This window comes from Streptosporangium sandarakinum (assembly GCF_013409935.1).
Taxonomy (GTDB): Bacteria; Actinomycetota; Actinomycetes; order Streptosporangiales; family Streptosporangiaceae; genus Streptosporangium; species Streptosporangium nondiastaticum.
In genome coordinates, this window is the sequence record NZ_JACCCO010000001.1 from 1,033,522 (window position 1) to 1,054,142 (window position 20,621).

At 76.0% G+C, this 20,621-nt stretch carries 13 protein-coding genes and 1 riboswitch; of the genes, 1 reads left to right on the top strand and 12 read right to left on the bottom strand.

Annotation, left to right across the window (positions count from 1 at the left end; all coding sequences use genetic code 11):
• Window positions 1-131, bottom strand: a riboswitch (FMN riboswitch).
• Window positions 132-257: 126 nt separating this feature from the next.
• Window positions 258-1,085, bottom strand: coding sequence for an oxygenase MpaB family protein (locus HDA43_RS04480; RefSeq protein WP_179818439.1), 828 nt, complete (start codon window positions 1,083-1,085; stop codon window positions 258-260).
• A gap of 144 nt (window positions 1,086-1,229) precedes the next feature.
• Window positions 1,230-1,907 (bottom strand): ribulose-phosphate 3-epimerase, encoded by a 678-nt coding sequence (gene rpe / locus HDA43_RS04485; RefSeq protein ID WP_179818440.1) that lies wholly within the window; start codon window positions 1,905-1,907, stop codon window positions 1,230-1,232.
• A 210-nt stretch (window positions 1,908-2,117) separates the two neighbouring features.
• On the opposite strand from rpe, the gene mptB reads away from it, so the two are divergent.
• Window positions 2,118-3,755 (top strand): polyprenol phosphomannose-dependent alpha 1,6 mannosyltransferase MptB, encoded by a 1,638-nt coding sequence (gene mptB, locus HDA43_RS04490; protein ID WP_179818441.1) that lies wholly within the window; start codon window positions 2,118-2,120, stop codon window positions 3,753-3,755.
• Here mptB and asnB read toward each other — a convergent pair.
• From asnB to metK, 10 genes are all read right to left on the bottom strand, one after another.
• Window positions 3,740-5,596: an asparagine synthase (glutamine-hydrolyzing) gene (asnB, locus tag HDA43_RS04495; protein ID WP_179818442.1), complete on the bottom strand. Its 1,857-nt coding sequence runs from the start codon at window positions 5,594-5,596 to the stop codon at window positions 3,740-3,742. The genes mptB and asnB overlap by 16 nt on opposite strands.
• A 322-nt stretch (window positions 5,597-5,918) precedes the next feature.
• Complete coding sequence (locus HDA43_RS04500) at window positions 5,919-7,364, bottom strand: RsmB/NOP family class I SAM-dependent RNA methyltransferase (RefSeq protein WP_312872997.1); 1,446 nt, start codon at window positions 7,362-7,364, stop codon at window positions 5,919-5,921.
• A 179-nt stretch (window positions 7,365-7,543) separates the two neighbouring features.
• The gene (fmt, locus tag HDA43_RS04505; protein WP_179818444.1) at window positions 7,544-8,491 is read right to left on the bottom strand and encodes a methionyl-tRNA formyltransferase; all 948 of its coding nucleotides are present in this window, start codon (window positions 8,489-8,491) and stop codon (window positions 7,544-7,546) included.
• Window positions 8,492-8,496: 5 nt separating this feature from the next.
• Complete coding sequence (gene def / locus HDA43_RS04510; RefSeq protein ID WP_179818445.1) at window positions 8,497-9,045, bottom strand: peptide deformylase; 549 nt, start codon at window positions 9,043-9,045, stop codon at window positions 8,497-8,499.
• Between the two features lie 207 nt (window positions 9,046-9,252).
• The gene (locus HDA43_RS04515) at window positions 9,253-10,635 is read right to left on the bottom strand and encodes an amino acid adenylation domain-containing protein (protein WP_179818446.1); all 1,383 of its coding nucleotides are present in this window, start codon (window positions 10,633-10,635) and stop codon (window positions 9,253-9,255) included.
• A 39-nt stretch (window positions 10,636-10,674) separates the two neighbouring features.
• The gene (locus HDA43_RS04520; protein ID WP_246423906.1) at window positions 10,675-12,393 is read right to left on the bottom strand and encodes a hypothetical protein; all 1,719 of its coding nucleotides are present in this window, start codon (window positions 12,391-12,393) and stop codon (window positions 10,675-10,677) included.
• A gap of 49 nt (window positions 12,394-12,442) precedes the next feature.
• The gene (locus HDA43_RS04525) at window positions 12,443-14,875 is read right to left on the bottom strand and encodes a primosomal protein N' (protein WP_376770453.1); all 2,433 of its coding nucleotides are present in this window, start codon (window positions 14,873-14,875) and stop codon (window positions 12,443-12,445) included.
• 365 nt (window positions 14,876-15,240) lie between these two features.
• Window positions 15,241-16,650: a LuxR C-terminal-related transcriptional regulator gene (locus HDA43_RS34270; protein WP_312872998.1), complete on the bottom strand. Its 1,410-nt coding sequence runs from the start codon at window positions 16,648-16,650 to the stop codon at window positions 15,241-15,243.
• Between the two features lie 244 nt (window positions 16,651-16,894).
• Window positions 16,895-19,195 (bottom strand): ATP-binding protein, encoded by a 2,301-nt coding sequence (locus tag HDA43_RS36295; RefSeq protein WP_218911598.1) that lies wholly within the window; start codon window positions 19,193-19,195, stop codon window positions 16,895-16,897.
• A 182-nt stretch (window positions 19,196-19,377) separates the two neighbouring features.
• A complete protein-coding gene (gene metK, locus HDA43_RS04540) occupies window positions 19,378-20,565 on the bottom strand; it encodes a methionine adenosyltransferase (RefSeq protein ID WP_179818447.1) in 1,188 nt (395 codons plus the stop codon).
• Window positions 20,566-20,621 lie beyond the last annotated feature (56 nt).

Below are 20,621 nucleotides of genomic sequence, written 5' to 3' on the forward strand. Positions count from 1 at the left end.
TCGCGCGCTTCCTCCCATCCGGACTTTAACCGTCGGTCCCGGAATTCCACCGGGTCAACCGGTCGATGGATTCGACCGGGTCGCGGACTGTAACCGCCGGTTCGGAGTTTCACCGACCCCGGAGCACGCTGCTCTTGCCTTTCAAGGAGCGCCTCGCCGAAGGTCGGCGTCCCCGTACATCAGTGTGCCACGCGCGGCAAACCGCATGGAACACCCCTACCGAATGCCGGAACCCCCTCAAAGGCGGCCCGGACGGCTCAGGCGGCCCGCCCGGCCGTCAGGCGCCGCGCCCGGCGGGCGTCGGGGCTGTAGCGCACCGGGGTGGGGACCAGGCCGATGCCGGTCTGCAGCGCCCTCAGGGTGGCGGTGGCCCACAGGTCGCCGAACGGTGTGCCGGGCAGGCCGTACAGCCTGCGTGCCCAGCGCGGCATGGTGGCGAAGGCCAGCACGGTCAGCGCGGGCAGGACCGGTTTGAACGGCAGGAGGTACGGCGGGAGCGGCGCGCTGATGGACTGGGTGATCGACTGGCGCAGCGGGTGCGGCACCTCGGGGGCGAAGTAGAGGCCGGGACGGCGCGCCTCGATGTAGTCGCGCATCTCGCGGACCGAGCCGGGCACGGCGTCCGGGCTGAGGCCGACGACCTCGGCGGCGTGCCGCTGCTCGGCCACGAACCGGTCGGCCTCGGCGTCGCTCAGCCGCACCCCGGCCCGCCGGGCGACCGACAGGTAGGAGTCGACCTCGCCGACGTGGACCCAGGCCAGCGCGTCGGGGTCGTCGAGGCGGTAGCGCTCCCCGGTGTCGGGGTCGAAGGCCCGGAGCCGGGAGTGGATCTTCCTGACCCTGGCCCCGGCCGCGGCGACCTCGGCGGTCGTGCCGTAGGTCCGCACCCGGACGAACTCGGAGGTGCGCAGGAAGCGCGACCACGCCTCGGCCGGGTCCATCAGCGCGGAGTTCTGCGCGACCCCGCGCATCGCCCTGGGGTGCAGGCCCTGCATCAGCAGCGCCCTGAACCCGCCGACCAGCAGGATCGGCTCGCCCATCACGCGCCAGGTCACCGAGCCCGGTCCGAACAGCCCGTGATCCATGCGTCACCTCCCGTCGTGAACGCGTGGGCACCCCCGGGTGACCGGGGGCGACACGTCTCGGGCCTATGACACAAGCATGACAGAACCCCGGCGGGAGCGGACGGGCCGGTCAGGCGTTATCGCCGGCCGGGCCGATCTCACCGGTCAGGCGTTCTCGCCGGCCGGGCCGATCTTGCCGGCGACGGAGCGCAGGACGTCCACCGCGTGGGCCGGGTCGTCGGCGCCGTAGACGGCGTTGCCCGCCACGAAGACGTCCGCGCCCGCCTCGGCGCAGCGCTCGATGGTGTGCTCCGACACGCCCCCGTCCACCTGCAGCCAGAGCCGGCCGCCGTGCGCGTCGATCAGCTCGCGGGACCGGCGGATCTTGGGCAGCACCATGTCGAGGAACCTCTGCCCGCCGAAGCCGGGCTCGACCGTCATGAGCAGCAGCATGTCGATCTCACCGAGCAGGTCCTCGTACGGCTCGACGGGGGTGGCCGGGTTCAGCGCGAGGCCCGCGCGCGCCCCGGCGGCGCGGATCTCGCGCAGGGTGCGGACCGGCGCCTTGGCGGCCTCGGCGTGGATCGTCACGCTGCCCGCGCCCGCCTCGGCGTAGGCCGGGGCCCAGCGGTCCGGGTCCTCGATCATGAGGTGGCAGTCGAGCGGCAGTGAGGTGGCCTTGAGCAGCGACTCCACGACCGGCAGGCCGAGGGTCAGGTTGGGCACGAAGTGGTTGTCCATGACGTCCACGTGCAGCCAGTCGGCGTTGGGAACCGCCGCGGCCGCCTCGGCGAGACGGGCGAAGTCGGCGGACAGGATGCTGGGTGAGATCTGTACGGCCATGATGCGGCCGAGTCTATTGGGCGGCCCCCGCCGGCCCTTCCCCGGCCGCCCCGGTCACCCCGCCGGCCCTCCCGATCACCTGACCGGCTCTCCCCGTCGCCTTTCGCCGCCCTCCATCGCCTCGCCCCCCTTCGCCGCCCGGCGAGCGCCGTTCCCGCGCCGGGCCGCCCCGGACGCCGGACCCCGGAACGTCGTAGATGATCTACGTTCGTGGGTGTTCTAATCTGGAAGCCGATGCCGGAGCCGGTGCTCGTCCCCGCTCCCCGCCGGGCCGCGCGGCTCGCCGGGCGCGCCGGGCTCGCCCTGACCGGCTCCGCCGTCGCGGCCGTGCTGCTCCTCTGCCTGGCGGGTCCCTCGGCCGCGGTGCCCGCCCTCGGCGGTGACGGCCCGCCCTGGTCCTTCTCGGCCGCGCCCGCCGCCACCCCGGTGATCCTGCTGTGCGCCGCGGCGATCGTCGCCGGCGCGCTGGGGACCGGCGCCGGGCTGTACGCGCTGCGCCGGGGCTGGCGTCCCGCGCCGGGCCCGATGCTCGCGGCCTCGGCGGCGGCCGTCCTCGCCCTCGTCCTCGTGCCGCCCGCCGGTTCGACCGACGTGCTCAACTACGCGGTCTACGGGCGCATCGCCGCGCTGGGGCACGACCCGTACGTGACGGCCCCGGCGTGGCTGCACGCCGTGGGCGACCCGGTCGGCGCGTTCGCCCCGACGGCCTGGCGGAACGCCCCGTCGGTGTACGGGCCGGTGGCCACCTGGGCGCAGCAGGCCGCCTCGTGGCTGGGCGGCGCGTCGATGGCCCGCACGGTCTTCGCCTGGAAGGCGATGGCCGGGCTGGCGTTCCTGCTGTCGGCGCTCCTCCTGGACCGGCTGGCCGGGCCTGGCCGCGACCGGCGGGTCCGCGCCCACCTGCTGTGGAGCCTCAACCCGCTGATGCTGTGGCACGTGGTGGCCGGCGGCCACGTCGACGGGCTGGGGGCGCTCCTGCTGCTCGGGGCCTTCCTCGCGGCCCGCCGTGGCGACCTGGGCACCGGTCCGCGCGGCGGCTCGGGCGGCCGGGGCGGAGCGAGCGGCGGTGTGGGCGGCGGCCTGGTGGCGGGCGTGCTGCTCGGCGCGGCGGCCGCCGTCAAGGCGCCGTTCGCGCTGGCCGGGGCCGGGCTGTTCTGGGCGGCACGCCGGTCGCCCGCCACGCTGGCGGCCACGGCCGCCGGGACGCTCGCGGCCCTGGCGGCGGCCTACGCCACGCGGGGCCCGGAGGCGCTGGCGAACGTCGCCGGCAAGGTCGCCTCCCGCGCGCTGGCCGACCCGTGGCGGGTGGTCGCGACGGCGCTCGGCGAGGGGCCGGAGGCCGCCGCGCTGGAGGGGCGGCTCGCCCTCGGCGCGGCCGTCCTGGCCGCCGCGCTGCTGTGCCTCCGGCTGCCCGCCGCGCCGTCCGGGCCACTGGCCGGACCACTGGCCGGACCGCAGGCCGGGCTGCAGGCCGTACGGCCGGCGCTGGCGTGCTGCCTGGGCTGGCTGCTCACCTCGCCGATGCAGCACCCCTGGTACGACGCCCTGCTGTTCCCGCTCCTCGCGCTCATGCCCGCCTGCCGCCTCGACGGGCTGATGCTGGTCCGCGGCGTCGTGACGAGCCTCGTCTACCTGCCCGGCGCCGTGGGGCTGCTCGCGCTCCCGCCCGCCCCGCTCGTCCGCTGGGCCGCCGAGGTCTACCGCCCCTGGGTGGCCCCGCTGGCCTCCGACGTCGTCATCGCCTGCGTCGTGGCGCTGGCCCTGGCCGGGCGGCTGGGCGCCCGGCCGCTGCCGCCGGGTCCCGCGCTCCCCGCCGGAGCGGGACGCGCGGATCAGAGGACGAGCTGAACGTCGTACTCCGCCATCCAGGCGTTGAGCTGCAGCAGTCCCTCCAGCTGCGCCCGGACCCCGCCCGGGGCGCCGCCGGGGCCGGCGGGCCCGGCGAGCGCGTCCCGTGCCTTATCGAAGTCGATCAGCGGTGCGGCGGGGATGTCACGGCGGTCGAGCAGCCGGGCCGCGCGCTCGCGCAACGCCGCGTCGTAGCCGGGGTCCTGCGTGGAGGGGTAGGGGCTCTTGCGGCGCTCCAGGACCGAGCGGGGCAGCACGTCGGCCGTGGCGGCGCGCAGCAGGCTCTTCTCCCGTCCGTCGAAGGTCTTCATCGACCAGGGCGTGTTGAAGACGTACTCCACCAGGCGGTGGTCGCAGAACGGCACCCTGACCTCCAGCCCCACGGCCATGCTCATGCGGTCCTTGCGGTCGAGGAGGACCTGCACGAACCGGGTGAGGTGCAGGTGGCAGATCTCCCGCATGCGCCGCTCCAGGCCGCTCTCGCCCGGCAGGCGCGGCGACTCGGCGAGCGCCTGCCGGTAGCTCTCGGCGCGGTAGGCGGGCAGGTCGAGCTTGCGCAGCAGGGAGTCGTCGAGGAGCGCGGCCAGCCCGCCGAACCGCCCGGCCCCCGGCGTCACCAGCCACGGGAAGGTGTCGGCGGCGACCGTCTCCGGGTCGTGGAACCAGCGGTAGCCGCCGAACACCTCGTCGGCGGACTCCCCGGACAGCGCCACGGTGGAGTGCCGGCGGACCGCCGTGAACAGCAGCAGCAGGGAGGCGTCCATGTCCCCGATGCCGACGGGCAGGTCGCGGGCCCGCAGGACCGCGGCGCGCACGGAGTGGTCCATGAGGTCGGCGGAGTCGAGCGTGATGTCGCTGTGGTCGGGGGCGACGTGCCGTACGACATCGTGGACGTAGGGCGCGTCGGGGGTGTCGCGCATCTCGTCGGGCTGGAAGTTCTCGCTGTAGCCGGCGAAGTCGACGGCGAACGACCGGATGCCGCCCGCGCCGTGCTCCTTCGACGCCTTCGCGGCCAGCGCGGTTATGGCGCTGGAGTCGAGGCCGCCGGACAGCAGGGTGCACAGCGGCACGTCGGAGACGAGCTGGCGCTCGACGATGTCGTCCAGCAGTCCGCGCACGGTCCGGACGGTGGTGTCGAGGTCGTCGGTGTGCTCGCGCGCCTCCAGCCGCCAGTAGCGGCGCCGGGTCAGGCCCCGGCGGCTCACCGTGACGATCTGGCCGGGGCGGACCTCGTGCATGCCCCGGTAGATCGCGTGCTCGGGCGTCTTGACGAGTGAGAGCAGCTCGCGCAGGCCGTCGGCGTCGACCGCCGCCGGGCGGGCGAGCGGGTTGGCGAGGATCGCCTTGGGCTCGGAGCCGAACAGCACGCCCGCCGGGGTCGGCCGGTAGTACAGCGGTTTGACGCCCATCCGGTCGCGGACCAGCAGCAGCTCCTCGCGGCGGATGTCCCAGATCGCGAAGGCGAACATGCCGTTCAGCCGGGTGACGAAGTCGTCGCCCCACTGGAGGTAGGCGCGCAGCACGACCTCGGTGTCGCTGCGGGTGCGGAAGCGGTGGCCGCGGGCGGCGAGCTCGTCGCGCAGCTCGCGGAAGTTGTAGACCTCTCCGCTGTAGGTGATGGCGGCCAGCGGCCGGCCGTCCTCCTCGGCGACCATCGGCTGCCGGCCGCCCTCGATGTCGATCACGGCCAGCCGCCGGTGTCCCAGCGCCACGTGCGGGGCCAGCCAAAGCCCCTCGTCGTCGGGCCCCCGGCAGGCCATGGTGGCGGTCATGGCCAGGGCGGTGCGACCCGCTTGCCCGAGGTCGCGGTCGAAGTCCACCCAACCGGAGATTCCGCACATTTTCCGCACCTCGTCCCGTCGCCGGTCGTCACGCGCCCGGGGCGGCCCGCCGTACCCGCCGCCACGTCGGTGCGGCGGCCGGTGAGCGCCCGCGAACGCGCAAAAGACCATTGGAACCCGGTGAGGCCGTCAGGTCCACAGGGACGCGCCAGCGAGTCCGCGGCGCGGCGGACCCGGCCCGGCCCCCCGCCCCGTCTCCCAGCGTACGGTCACCCGCCCCGGGGACGGCCGCCACGCCCGGCGCGCGGCCGGGCCGCCCGGCGGGCCGGGGAGCGGAAGGCGGTTCGGCGGCCGGGCCGCCCTGCGGGCCGGGGGAAGCGGCTCAGCGGCGGCGCAGCAGGGCCAGGAACATCGCGTCGGTGCCGTGCCGGTGCGGCCAGAACTGGACGTACGGGCCCTCGCCCAGCCCCTCGATCCCGGGGAGGTAGGCGCGGGCGTCGAGGACCTCGACGTCGTCGCGGCGGCGCAGCAGGTCGCCGACCACGGTGGAGGTCTCGGCCAGGTGCGGCGAGCAGGTGACGTAGGCGACGACCCCGCCGGACCGGACGGCCTCCAGGGCCGAGTCCAGCAGCGCGCGCTGCAGCCGTCCCAGCTCGGGCAGGCTGCGCGGGTCGCGCCGCCAGCGGGCCTCCGGCCGGCGGCGCAGCGCGCCCAGGCCGGTGCAGGGGGCGTCGACCATGACCCGGTCGAACGCCCCGGCCCGCCAGGCGGGGACCGTGCCGTCCGCGGTGATCACCACCGCCTCGCGGGTGGCCTGCCGGACCAGCCGGGCGCGGTGGTACTGCAGCTCGGCGGCGAGCAGCCGGGCCCCGCCCCCGAAGCCGACCGGCCCCTCCGGGCCGTCCCCGCCGGCTCCGGCCGCCGTGGCCGCGGGCTCCCCGGCTCCGGCGGCCGTACCGGCTCCGGCGTCGAGGGCGGCCGGGTCGCCGTGCGTGGCGATCGCGTCGAGCAGGCCCGCCTTGCCGCCGGGCCCCGCGCACAGGTCGAGCCAGCGGGTGTCGCGGCCGGGCACCGGGACGCGGGTCAGGGCCAGCGCGACGAGCTGGCTCGCCTCGTCCTGTACGGCGGCGCGCGCCTCGGCCACCGCCGGGACGGAACCGGGGTCTCCCTCGGGGAGGTGGGCGGCGTAGGGGGAGTACGCGGCGGGCCGGGCGCCGGCCAGGAGCAGCTCCTCGACCGACGCGCGGCCGGGACGGGCGACCAGCGTGACGCGGGGGCGCTCGTTGTCGGCGGCCAGCAGCGCGGCCGTCTCGTCGAAGCCGCCGCCCACGGCGTCGCGCAGCGCGGTGACGATCCACCGGGGGTGGCTGTGGGCCACGGCCAGGTGGCCGACCGGGTCGGCCTCCGGGTCGGGGGCCACGATCTCCAGCCACTGCTCGCGCGACCGGGTCGCCACCCTGCGCAGCACCGCGTTGGCGTACTTCGACGCGCCCACGCCGACGCGGAGCCGTACCAGGTCGACGGTGGTGCCCACGGCGGCGTGCGGCGGCACCCGGGTGCCGAGGAGCTGGTGGACGCCGAGGCGCAGGGCGTCGAGCAGCGGCGGGTCCACCTCCTCGGGGGCGCGGTCGCTGCAGGCGGCGATGACCTCGTCGTAGGTGCCGAGGCCGCGCAGGGTGCCGTAGGCCAGCTCGGTGGCCAGGCCGGCGTCGCGCCCGGTCAGGCGGCGTTCCCGCAGCAGCGCGGGCATCAGCAGGTTGGCGTAGGCGTCACGCTCGTCGACGGCGCGCAGCAGGTCGTAGGCGGTGTTGCGCGGCTCGTCGCGCACCGGCCGCCGCGGACGGCCGCCGCCCGCGCCCCGGCCGCCCTGGCCGCCCGAACCTCCGTTCCGGCCGGGACCGTGCCCGCCGCGTCCGCCACCGCGTCCGCCGCCGTGCCCGCCGTTTCCGCCTCGTCCGCCGCCTCCGGTGTTCCCGCCGCGGGACGCGCCGCCGCTCCCCCGGCCGCTCACGACGCGCCGCCCATGAGGTCCTCGTCGCCGGGCCGCACGCCGCGGGCCCACTCCAGGGCGTTCATCACGCGCTTGCCCTGCGGCTGCACCTCGCCCAGCTCGACCGGGCAGGTGGCCGTGCCGACCAGCACGGACCTCTTGGACGCCAGGATCCGGCCGGCGGCCGGGGCGTCCGGGCCGGCGGCCTCGGGGGCGGGCCGCACCGGGCCGAGCTTGAGCCGCTGGCCGCGGAACTCCGTCCACGCGCCGGGGACGGGCGTGCAGGCGCGGATCAGCCGGTCGATCCGCATGGCGGGCGCCGACCAGTCGACCCTGGCGTCGTCCACGGTGATCTTCTTGGTGAAGCTCACCCCCTCGGGGGGCTGCGGGACGGCCTCCAGCGTGCCGTCCTCGATCCCGTCCAGGGTGGCGGCGAGCAGCCCGGCGCCGGACTCGGCGAGCCGGGCGAGCAGGGCGCCGCTGGTGTCGGAGGCGCGGATCTCCTCGGTGAGGACGCCGTAGACCGGGCCGGCGTCCATCTCCTTGACGAGCCGGAAGGTGGTCGCGCCGGTGATCTCGTCGCCGTGCAGGATCGCGTGCTGCACCGGGGCGGCGCCCCGCCAGGCGGGCAGCAGCGAGAAGTGCAGGTTGACCCAGCCGTGGCGCGGGACGTCGAGGGTGTCCTGCGGCAGCAGCGCGCCGTAGGCGACCACCGGGCAGCAGTCGGGGGCGATCCGGCGCAGCCGGTCCAGGAACTCCGGGTCGCCCGCCTTCTGCGGCCGGAGGATCTCGATGCCCGACTCCTCCGCCAGCTCCGCGACGGGGCTCGGGTGGACCTTCCGGCCGCGGCCGGATTGGGCGTCCGGCCGGGTGACGACGGCGGCCACCTCGTGGCGTGAGGAGTCGAGCAGGGCCCGCAGCGAGGGCAGGGCGATGTCCGGGGTACCGGCGAAGACCAGGCGCAAGGTTCCTACAGAGCCTTCCCGTGGGTGGTGTGCGGGGAGAACTTGATCGCGGGCGCGGCCACCCCGTTCCACTCGGCCTCGCGGATCGCCTTCATGGCGAGCTTGCGCTGCTTCGCATCCATCCGGTCGATGAACAGGATGCCGTCGAGGTGGTCGGTCTCGTGCTGGAAGCAGCGGGCCATCAGGTCGGTGCCCTCAAGGGTGACGGGCTCGCCGTGCATGTTGAACCCCTTGGCCACGGCCCGGATCGCCCGAGGCGTGGGGAACGACAGGCCGGGGAAGGACAGGCAGCCCTCCTCGCCCTCGGTGTCCTGGTCGTCGGACAGGTCGAGGTTGGGGTTGATCAGGTGCCCGAGCTGGTCGTCCACGTAGTAGGTGAAGACGCGCAGCCCGACGCCGATCTGGGGGGCGGCCAGGCCGGCCCCGGGGGCGTCCATCATCGTGTCGGTGAGGTCCTTGACGAGCTTGCGCAGCTCCTTGTCGAAGTCCTTCACCGGCTCCGCTGGGGTGCGCAGCACCGGGTCGCCGAAAAGGCGGATCGACTGAATGGCCAACAGGCTCTCCTCACGCTTTTAAGGGGATTCCCCCAAGTCTAAGGGCCCGGACCGGGTCCGCCGGGCCCGTCGGCCCGGCGCCGGTCCGGCCGGGAAAGCGCCGGGCGGAGGCCCGGCGGCGGGGTCGCGTCCCCCGCGGGTCGGACCGGCCGGGCACACACCGGGCCCGCCGTACACGGGGTCTCCCCCGGCCGGGCGGCGGGCGGGTCAGCGCGAGCGGGTCTTCATCGCGGCCTTGCGGGCGGCCTTGGCGACGGCCGGCTCACCGTGCCGGGCGGCCAGCAGGTCGAGTACGGCGAGCGTCTCCGGGTGGCCGGCACGGGCCATCTCCTCGATCACCCGGACCGGGTCCTCGCCGGGTTCGAGCAGGTCGAACTCGCGCGCCACGTCGGCGGCCCGGCCGGGGCAGGTCATCGCGGCGAGGGTGTCGACGGTGAGCCAGGTGCGGTCGGCGAGCGTGAGGGCGGGCGCGGGCAGGTCGCGGATGTGCAGCCAGGAGGCGGCGTAACGCCACATCGCGGGCTCGGCGAGCGCCTCCCGCAGCGGGGCCTCGGCCTCGGGGCCGAGCTCCTCCAGGATGGAGCCGACGGTGGCGCGCTGGGCGGCCGTGCCGGACGCGGCGATCTTGACCAGCTCCCGGGCCGCGGCCTCGGGGGCGCGGGACGCGAGCCACACCGCGACGGCGCTGGGGGCGGCCGAGCGGTCGGTGATCGCCTCGACCAGCTCGGCGGCGTCGAGGCCCGCGAAGACCGCGACCTCGGACGCGGTGGGCGCGTCGTGGCCCTCGCGCAGCAGGTCCTGACGGACGGCCCACATGCCGAGCGGGGTCAGCCGGGGCAGGCCCGCCCCGGATGTCTCGACGAGCCCGCAGTAGCCCAGCAGCTCCAGTGCCGTCTCCAGCTCACCGGGCAGCGCGGCGGCCAGCGCCCGCATCTCCGCCGGGCGGGCCTGGCAGGCCACCTCGTGGGACTGCAGGATGCCCTTGACGAGCGTGGCGCGGGACAGGCCGTCGTGCACGGCGTACATCGTGGCGAGCATCTCGGCCAGGTGGTCGTCGACCACGGCGGAGCCGGTCAGCGACTCGTCGGCGCGGTCCAGGACGTCCATCACCACGCCGTCCCAGAACTCCAGCAGCGCCGCGGGGGGCAGCGAGGCCGACGGCGCCAGCGGGCCGGGCGACGCCACGCCCCGCATGATGCGGATCATGCGGGTGTTGACCGCGACGACCCACAGCAGGTGCAGCCGCGACGGGCCGGGCAGGCCGAGCTCGGCGCAGGGCAGGAACGGGTCGGGCAGCAGGCCCTCGGGCGTCACCTGGCGGGTGCCGGTCCACGCGGCCAGCCGCCGGGCGTCACGCACCAGCGGGACCTCCAGGACGGCGGCGGCCAGCTCCCCGTCGGGGGCGAGCCGGACCGGCGGGAAGCTCAGCGCGTCGGGGCCGCAGCCGGGGCAGTCGCAGTCGCCGCCGTCCGCGGCGACCTCGTCGAGGACGGCGGCACGCGCCTCGCGCGACCCCGATCCCAGCTCCTCCACGAGCCTGCGCAGCTCGCCGAGATCGAAGACGTTGCCGGAGTTCCCGCTCTTTGCCACCCGAGCAACTTACTGCACTCGGGCCCCACGGGTGTACGGCTAACCGATGGCGCGGGAACGCGCCTTGAAAGCGGCCTTGCGGGCGGCCTTGGCGGTCGCCTGGTCCCGCATGGAGCGGCCGAGCAGCTCCAGGACCTCGACGACCTCGGGGTGGTCCACCCGCCACATCTCCTCGATCACGTGGGCCGGCGGGCCGGAGGCCGAGATGTTCTCGGCGAACGCCTCGGGGTCGTCCTCGGCGGCGGAGATGGCCAGGGCGAGCATGTCCACGCTCATCCACAGCGCCTCGTCGGGGGTGAGCGCCGGGGCGGGCAGTCCACGGGCGGAGAGCCAGTGGATGGCGTGCGGGCGCAGCTCGGCCTCGTCCAGACGGCCGCGGACCGCCTCCTCGGCCTCCGGGCCGAGCCGGTCGACGATCGACACCGCGACGCCCCTGACGACCGGCTGCGCGCCGGAGGCCGCGTCGAGCAGCTCGGCGGCGGCCTCCAGCGGGGGCCTGCCGCGCAGCCAGCCCTCGATGTCGGCCTCGGCCATCTCCTCGGGGATGCCCGACAGCAGCTCCTCGATGAGCTCGGGGGCGCCGACGGCGACCATGTCGGCCGCCTCGGGCGCCTCGATGCCGAAGTCACCGTACAGCTTCCGCATGCCCCACACGGCCAGCGGGGTCAGCTCCAGGACCTCCGGGGCCTCGCCGTCGTCCTCGCCGTCGCCGGCGCCGCCGGGGTGGTCGTCCACGTCGGCCTCGGCCAGCCCGCAGTAGGCCAGCCGCCGCACGAGCGCGATGAGGTCCACCGGCCCGTCGTCCAGCAGCCCGACCCCCTCCAGGTGCTCGGCGACCGCGGGCAGCGGCACGGGCTCCTGGAGGCGGTACGCCATGTCGAGCAGGGTGTAGATCTCCTCGTCGAGGGCCGGGTGCCCGGTGACGGCGCCGCCGGTGCCGGAGGTCAGCAGGAAGCCCACGACCGCCGCCCAGACGTCGAGCGGGCCGGGGTCGTCTCCGTCGAAGACGGCGGTGCGCTCGACCCGCACCAGGCCCGCGTGCACCGCGAGGTCCCACAGCAGGGCCGGGTCGGCCACCCCGAGCTGGGCGCGGGCCTCGGCGGCGTCGCGGACCCGCAGCCGCCCCCTGACGGTCGGCGTGCGGCCCCCGGCCAGCATCCACTGGGCCAGCCGCCGGGCGTCGCGCACCAGGGGCACCCGCAGGGCGTCGGAGGCCAGCTCCTCGCGGGGCGCGAGCCGTACCGGCGGGAGCGGCGGGGAGCAGGCGGGGCAGTCGCACGACCCGGCGCCGTGCTCCCCGTCCGGCCCGTCGACCTCGGTCGCCGACGACACCGACACGTCGCCCTGCTCCAGCGAGTCGGCGCCCATGGCGCTGAACAGGCTCTTGGCCATGCCGAACAGGGAGGTGTCGGCGAGCGCCACCGGCATCTCCGGCTCGATCCGGTCGAGGGTGGAGCGCATCCGCGCGGCCATCTTGCCGCCGATCTCCTCGGTCGCGAGCAGGAAGTCGACGAGTGTCCGGGCGGCGGCGACGGTCTCGGCGGCGCTCTCCGGCGGGGCGATGACCTTCCGCGGATAGATGTCGAGCAGCAGTTCCTCGAAAGTGACCGGGGTGAAGTCCCCCAGTTCGTGCACGTTCAGATAGTCGCTCGCGTAGTCGCAGAGCAGCCGGACCTCGTCGACGTCGACGTCGACGTCCCGCGCGCGCCCCCACTCGCGCAGGTCGGCGACGGCCCGATTCACCCATTCGATCGACACAGGGGAAAATTAACGGCTTACCGACGGCACCGCGAATCGGGGAAACACGTCAAATCACATCGAGAGGGTCAATGCACACCCGGACCGGCTCCGGGCTCTTGCGTGCCGAGCGCACCCCGACGGCCCCTTTCAGCGCGGCGGCGAGCGCCGTCCCCGCCGCCCACGAGACCCGCACCATGGCGCGTTCCCGCACCTGGTCGCCCCTGTGCGTCTCGACCGGGACGGGTCCCAGGACCTGCGCCCCGTCCGGCAGCGCCACCTCGCCGAGCATCTCCCTGACCGCCGCCGGCGAGCCGGTGAGGGTCGCCATCCGCACCGCCGGAGGGAAACCCAGTTCTGTCCTGTCGGCCAGTTCCCGCTCGGCGTGGGTGATGGGATCCCAGCGCAGCAGCGCCTGCACGGCCGGCACCGCGGAGTCTGCCATGACGACCAGTTCGGCGCGGGGCCGCAGCAGCGCCGCGGCGTTCATCCAGCGGCGCAGCGTCTCCTCGGCGGCCCGCAGGTCGGGCCGGCCGAGCAGGGCCCAGCCGTCCAGCAGCACGGCGGCGGCGTAGCCCTCCTCGGCCACCGGCTCGGCCCCGGGCGTGGCGACCACCAGCGCCCGGCCTGAGCCGATCGTGGTCAGCACGCCGTCCCGGCCGGAGGTCCGCACCGGGACCGAGGGGAAGGCGCGCCCCAGCTCCTCCGCCGTCCGGCGGACCCCGACGACCTGGGCGCGCACCCGGGACGCGCCGCAGGCCTGGCAGCGCCAGTCGCCGGCGATCCGCCCGCACCAGCGGCAGTACGGCACGGCGTGGCCCGACCGCAGGGCGAGCGGTCCCGAGCAGTGCCCGCAGCGGGCCCGCGCCCGGCAGTTCAGGCAGGCCAGCGCGGGGAGATAGCCGCGCCGCGGGACCTGCACCAGCACCGGGCCGCGCTCCAGGCCGGCCCGCAGGGCCCGCCAGGCGAGGCTGGGCAGCCGGGCGGCCCGCGCCGCCTCGTCCCTGGCCAGCTCCGCGTCCTCGCCGGCCGGCCGTACCCAGGGCGCCCTGGCCCGGACCGTCTGGCGGGCGGCGACGAGAGCGCCGGCCCAGCCGGTGGCCAGCAGCCGGGTGGCCTCGGCGGTACGGGCGTACCCGCCGACGAGCAGGCCGGCGCGGCTCTGGTGGGCGCGCAGCGCCAGCACCTCGCGGGCATGCGGGTACGGCGCGAGCCGCTCGGCGTGCAGGTCGTCGCCGTCGTCCCAGATGACCGCCAGCCCGAGGCCTGCGACCGGGGCGAACGCCGCGCCCCTGGTGCCGACGACGGCGCGCACCCGTCCCCGGGCGACCCGCAGCCACCGGCGGTAGCGCTCGGCGGGCCCCAGGTCGGCGGTGAGGGCGACGTGCTCGCCCGGGCCCAGGACGGCCGTCAGCGCCGCGTCGGCCAGCGCCACGTCCTTGCCGTCGGGCACCACCACCAGCGCCCCCCGGCCGCCGCGGAGGGTCTCCCGTACGGCGACCGCGACGGCGCGGGGCCACTCGGGGCCGTCGGCGGTGACGCCGGGCAGCGCGGTCCACACGGCGCGCGGCGCGCGTCCCTCGGCCAGGGCCGAAAGGAACGCCTCCCCGTCGGGGTAGTCGGCCCAGGGGCCGGGGCCGCCGGGAGCCGGAAGGGAACCGGGGCCGCCGGACGTGTCGTCGCCCGGGGCGGAACCGGCGGGCGTGTCCTCGGAAGCCGGGCCGCCCGCGGCCGGCGCGGAGCCGGGATCACCGGTCGTCTCCCCGGAAGCGGAGCCGAGGTCGCCGGTCGTCTTCCCGGGAGCGTCGCCGGTCGTCTTCCCGGGAGCCGCGCCGGGATCACCGGTCGTCTCCCCGGGAGCTGAGCCGCCCGGAACGGGACCCGAGCCTCCAGGGGCGTCACCGGAGGCGGCACCGCCCGGGGCCGGTACCGGGGCCGTGCCGGGGCCGCCGGGCGTCTCCGGCCGTTCCTCCGCCTCGGCCCGGGCATGGCGTGGAGGCACGGCCAGGCGCAGCACGTCGGCCATGGCCCCGGCGTAACGGTCGGCCACGGCGCGGGCCAGCGCGGCGATCTCGGGGGTGAGCACCGGCTCCGGGGAGACCACCCGCTCCAGGCGGGCCAGCCTGCCCTGGTGCTCGCTGGCCTCGGTCCGCTCCAGCAGGAACCCGTCCACGAGCTTGCCCGCGAAGCGGACGCGGACCCGCACGCCCGGTACCGCCTCGGCGTCCATGGCGGCCGGGACGAGATAGTCGAACGGCCGGTCGAGATGGGGCAACGGGGTGTCCACGGCGACCCTGGCGACCGGCAGCACGGCGGCCGGCTCCGGCACCCCCCTGGCGGTCTCCCCGGCCCGTCGCACGGCACCCGGCGCGGTCTCCCCGGCCCGCCGCACCGCACCCGGCGCGGTCTCCCCGGCCCGCTCCCCGCGCACGGCGTCGAGCGGCAGCAGCGCGCCCTCGTCACAGGAGGGACGGGCGACGGGTGCGGGTCGGGTCTCGGTCACCCACCTGGTCTACCAGACCCGGACGCCCCGCCGGGCACGGGAGAATCACCCCACCCGGCGGCGGGCGCCCGGGCCGCGCCGGCGCCGCGCCACCGGGTGGAAGACGCGTGAAGGCCAGTGGGTCACGCCCGACACGGGGCGCGTCCCGGCGACAATCAGGCGGAAGGGGACCCCTCCCAAGCTCCACCCGAACGCTGCGGAAAGCCGGGACACGCGTGGTGCCCCACTGGCCGCGTCCATGATGACGGCCCGGCCGGGCGTTCCGCATCGGTTGATGTGCCTATACGGAGCTCGTCCCCGGCCGTCCCCAGGTGTCCACTGCCCCGCCCCGAGGCGTCCCCTGGCACCCTGGGCCGGCGGCCGGGTCACCGTACGGTGTCGTCCCCGGAGGCGCGCGCGGGCGGCGGACGGTCGCTCTCAGCCACCCAGGCGGCCACCTGGGTACGGGAGGCCAGTCCACCCTTGGCGAGGATGTTGCGGACGTGGGCGTCCACGGTGCGTTTGGCGATGCCCAGCCGCATGGCGATCTGCGGGTTCGACAGCCCCTCGGTGATCAGCTCGGCCACCTGGAGCTCCCGGGCGCTGAGCGTCCCGGCGACCGCCTGCCTCGTCCGCGCCGGCTGGAGGGCTCCGCAGGCCGGCCGCCAGACGCCGCGCGGCTGCCGCGGCGCGGACGGCCGCACCCGGTGCCCCGCCGGGCGCTCGGAGTGCTCGGCGGGCTCAGGGCGCTCCAAGCGCTTCGGGTGCCCCGGGTGCTCAAGGTGCCCCGGGTACTCGGGGCGCCCCGGATGCTCGGAGTGCCCCGGGTGCTCGGGGCCGAACCGCCGGTAGGGCTCCGGCATCCGGTAGCGGTCCCCCGGCTCGCGCAGCACCACCGACGACTCGACCAGCCCGGCCAGGACCGGCGCCACCCGGTCCGCCCCGAGCGCCGCCGCGCAGGCCCGCTCGGCGCCGGCCAGGCCGAAGGGGCCGGGCAGGGCCGCGAGCAGCGGCCACATCGTTCGCTGCTCGGCGTCGCACAGCCGGTGGCTCCACTGCACGGCCGCCCGCAGGTCCCGGTGGCGCGGCAGCACGCTCCTGCTCACCCCGCCCAGCAGGGTGAACCGGTGGCGCAGCTCCTCCAGAAGGTCCCCGGCCGACATCGAGCGCATCCGGGCGGCGGCCAGCTCGACGGCCAGCGGCAACCCGTCCAGCCGGTCGCAGATCTCGGCGACCGCCGACGCGGCGGCGGCGGTCAGCGCGAAGCCGGGATCGGCGGCCACCGCCCGGTCCTCGAACAGTCGTACGGCGTCCGCGGGCGGCAGCGGCGACAGTCGCAGCACCCGCTCCCCCGGCAGGCCGAGCGGCCTGCGGCTGGTGGCCACCACGGTGACCCCGGGCACGTCGGCCACCAGGGCCCCGGCCAGGCGGGCCGCCTCGCCGAGGACGTGCTCGCAGGTGTCGAGGACGACGAGCATCCGCCTGTCACGCGGCCTCGGGGCCGCCGGAGCCGGGCCTCCGGGAGCCGCGTCCTCGGCGACCGCGTCCCGTGCCGGGAAGGGCGCGTGCCGCCCCAGCGTCGCGGCGACGGCCGCCGCGGGGTCGTCCGTGCCCGACAGCTCGATCCGCCACACCCCGCCGGGGAACAGGCGGCGCAGGCCGCCGGCCAGGCGCAGCGCGGTGCGGGTCTTGCCCACCCCGGCGGGACCGGTGACGGTCAGGAGCCGCGCGCCGGCCAGCAGGCGCGCGCCGTCGGCCAGCTCCCCGGCCCGTCCCACGAAGCTGGACAGATCCACCGGGAGGTTTCCCGGCCGTCGTCTCCCCGGCCGTGCCGTCATCGCCGCACCCCCTCTCCGTCCCCGGTGCTCCGGCTCTCGGCTTCTCCGGTGCTCCGGTGCTCCGGTGCTCCGGTGCTCCGGTGCTCCGGTGCTCCGGTGCTCCGGTGCTCCGGTGCTCCGGTGCTCCGGTGCTCCGGTGCTCCGGTGCTCCGGTGCTCCGGTGCTCCGGTGCTCCGGCGGAACAGAACCTAGCAGCCGGCGCTCACGCGTCCCGGCGGCGCCGGGTCGCCCAGGCCGCGACCTGGGCGCGTGCCGAGAAGCCCAGCTTGGCCAGGATGTGCTCGACGTGCGAGTCGACGGTCCGCTGGACGACCATCAGCCGGTGGGCGATCTGCCGGTTGGTCAGCCCGTCGGCGACCAGTTCGGCCACCTCCCGCTCCCTGCGGGTCAGCGGCGCCCAGTCCCCGGCGTCCCGTACGGCCCCGCCCCGCGCGCCCACCGTGTCTCCGGCGTCCCCGGCCTCCCCGGCGTCCCCTCCGGGTTCCTCGCCCAGCGCGTAGGCGACCGCCTCCGCGAGGCCCATCCCCGCGCCCTCGCGGGCCGCCCGTTCGGCCTCCCGGGGCGGAAGGCCCCTGTCCACCACCTCGGCCCAGCGGGCGCTGTCGGCCGTCATCACCGGGTAGCCCCCCTCCGGCAGTCCCTTGTCGCTCCGGCCGGCCCGCGCCGCGGCGAGCAGCCGCCCCGCCCGGGGCAGGTCGCCGTCGCAGGCCGCGGCGCAGCCCAGCAGCTCCAGGCAGAAGACGATGCCCACCGCGTCCGCCAGCCGCCGCTTGACCCGCAGGGAGTCGCGCGCGTACGCCGCGGCCCGGCCGGCGTCGCCCTCGGCCAGCGCGACCAGGCCCAGGCCGTAGTCGGCGTAGGCGCTCGCCCACTCCTCCCCCAGCTCGGCGCAGATCCGGCGGCACTCCAGGAAGACCTCCCCGGCCCGCGTCGTCTCCCCGCCCCAGGCGAGGCTCGTGCCCAGCTCGATCAGCGCGGGCAGGAACACCTCGGGCACCTCCCCGTCGGGGACGAGCCGCTCGGCCGCCTCGCCCAGCATGCGCTCCGCGCCGCGCGTGTCGCCCTCCAGGAAGGCCACCGTGCCGCTCATCTTGAGATGGACCAGGGGGATCAGGGGGTCTCCGGGCGGGGAGTGCCTGTCGCACTCCTCCAGCAGCGACCGGGCCGGCTCCAGGTCTCCGCGGGCCTCGGCGATGTAGACGAGGGTGAGCGTCCCCCAGGCGCGGGCGTCGTCCCACGGCCCGGGAAGGGCCAGCAGCCGCTCCAGGTGGTGGCGGCCCTCCCGGAGCATCCCGCAGGCCACCCAGAGGTACCACAGCGCGGCGGCCGTCATCAGGCCGATCTCGCGCAGGGCGGCGTCCTCGGCGCACAGGTCCAGGGCCGCCCGCAGGTTGGGCCAGTCCCGCCGGACCCGGATCCACATCCGCAGCTGGTCGCCGTACCGGCCGGCGCGCCGGCCCCGCTGCGCCAGGCCGGCGTAGTACTCCAGGTGGCGGCGGCGCAGCCGTTCCCGGTCGACGCCCCCGGCCGCGACGCCGTACTCGCGGATGATGCCCGGCAGCCGGTAGACGGTGTCCTCCTCCTGCCTGACCGGCACGACGATCGACTTGTCCACCAGCCCCAGCAGTGCCGGGAGCACCCGTTCGGCGGGCAGCTCCCCGTCGGCGCACACCGCCTCGGCCGCGGCCGCGTCGAAGGCGGAGACGAAGACCGGCAGCCGCGCCCACAGCAGCCGCTCGTCGGCGGTGCACAGCTCGTGGCTCCACTCGACGGTGGCCCCGACGGTCGGGTGCCGCCCGCCTGCCGTACGGCCCGCCAGCAGCCAGAGCCGGTCATCGAGGAAGCGCAGGATCAGCCCGAGCGGGATCTCGCGGGCCCGGGCGGCGGCCAGCTCGATGGCCAGCGGGATCCCCTCCAGCCTGACGCAGATCTCGGCGATCCGGGCGGCGTCGGCGTCGGTGGGCGCGTAGCCGGGGTTCGCCGCGGCGACCCGCTGCAGGAACAGCGCGACCGCGTCGTGCCGGGCGAGCGCGGCCAGGGAGGTCCCGGCCCGCGGGCCGGGCAGCGCCATCGGCGGCAGCGCCACGATGTGCTCGCCCGGCACGCCGAGCGGCTGCCTGCTGGTGGCCAGGATCCTCAGCTCGGGGCTGTTCTCCAGCAGGGTCTGCGCCAGCGCCGCGCAGGCGTCCACCAGGTGCTCGCAGGAGTCGAGGACCAGCAGCGCCTGCCGGTCGCCGAGGAGTCCGGCCAGCCCCGGGCCCCCGGGGCCGGCGAGCGTGCCGGTCGGGTCGAGCGCCCGGGCCACGGCCCGCTCCAGATGGCCGGGGTCGCCGACCCCGGCCAGCTCCACGACGTGGACGCCGTCGACGAAGGCCCGGCGCACCCCGGAGGCGGCCTCCACCGCCACCCGCGACTTGCCGACGCCCGCCACACCGGTGACGGTGACCAGCCTCGACGCCTGAAGGAGGCGCCTGATCTGGCGGACCTCCTTCTTGCGCCCCACGAAACCTGTGATCTCCGCGGGCGGTTCGCCCGCCCCCGACCGCCCGTCCACGTTCTCCCCCAAGATCCTTAAAGGAGAAACTACTCCCGCCGGTGACCGGTTCGCGATCAAGGTCGCCGGAACGGCGCAGCCCCCGTGAGCCGTCTCACGGGGGCTGCCGGGCGGATGGTCCGCGGCCCGGTCTACAGGCCGGCGGCGGCGCGCAGGGCGTCGGCCCGGTCGGTGGCCTCCCAGGAGAACTCCGGCCGGCCGAAGTGGCCGTAGGCGGAGGTCGCCGAGTAGATCGGGCGCAGCAGGTCGAGGTCACGGATGATCGCGGCCGGGCGCAGGTCGAAGACCTTGAGCACGGCCTCCTGGATCTTCTCGATCGGCGCCTTCTCGGTGCCGAAGGTCTCGACGAAGACGCCGACCGGGTGCGCCTTGCCGATGGCGTAGGCGACCTGGACCTCGGCGCGGTCGGCCAGACCGGCGGCCACGATGTTCTTGGCGACCCACCGCATGGCGTAGGCGGCCGAGCGGTCCACCTTGGACGGGTCCTTGCCGGAGAAGGCACCGCCGCCGTGGCGGGCCATGCCGCCGTAGGTGTCCACGATGATCTTGCGACCGGTCAGGCCGGCGTCGCCCATGGGGCCGCCGATCTCGAAGCGGCCGGTGGGGTTGACCAGCAGGCGGTAGCCCTCGGTGTCGATGTCCAGGCCGGCGAGCACCGGGTCGACCACGTGCTCCTTGATGTCCGGCGCCAGCATCTCCTTGAGGTCGATCTCGGCCGCGTGCTGCGTGGAGACGACGACGGTGTCGAGGCGGACCGGCTTGTCACCGTCGTACTCGATGGTGACCTGGGTCTTGCCGTCCGGGCGGAGGTAGGGGACGGTGCCGTTCTTGCGGACCTGGGACAGGCGCTCGGACAGGCGGTGGGCGAGAGTGATCGGCAGCGGCATCAGCTCGGGGGTCTCCCGGCAGGCGTAGCCGAACATCAGGCCCTGGTCCCCGGCTCCCTGGCGGTCCAGCTCGTCGCCGGCCTCGCCCTCGCGGGCCTCGTAGGCGTCGTCGACGCCCTGGGCGATGTCGGGCGACTGGGCCCCGATGGACACCGAGACGCCGCAGGAGGCGCCGTCGAAGCCCTTGTGGGAGGCGTCGTAGCCGATGTCGAGGATCTTCTCCCGGATGAGACCGGGGATGTCGACGTAGGTCTCCGTCGTCACCTCTCCGGCGACGTGGACCTGGCCGGTGGTGATCAGCGTCTCGACCGCGACGCGGCTCCTGGGGTCACCCTTGAGCATGGCGTCGAGAATCGCGTCACTGATCTGGTCGGCGATCTTGTCCGGGTGGCCCTCTGTGACCGACTCGGAGGTGAACAGGCGACGGGACAAGTCAGTGGCTCCTCATGCAGCGGCTGCTGGCGTTCAGGGCTCTGGCATCGGCACGA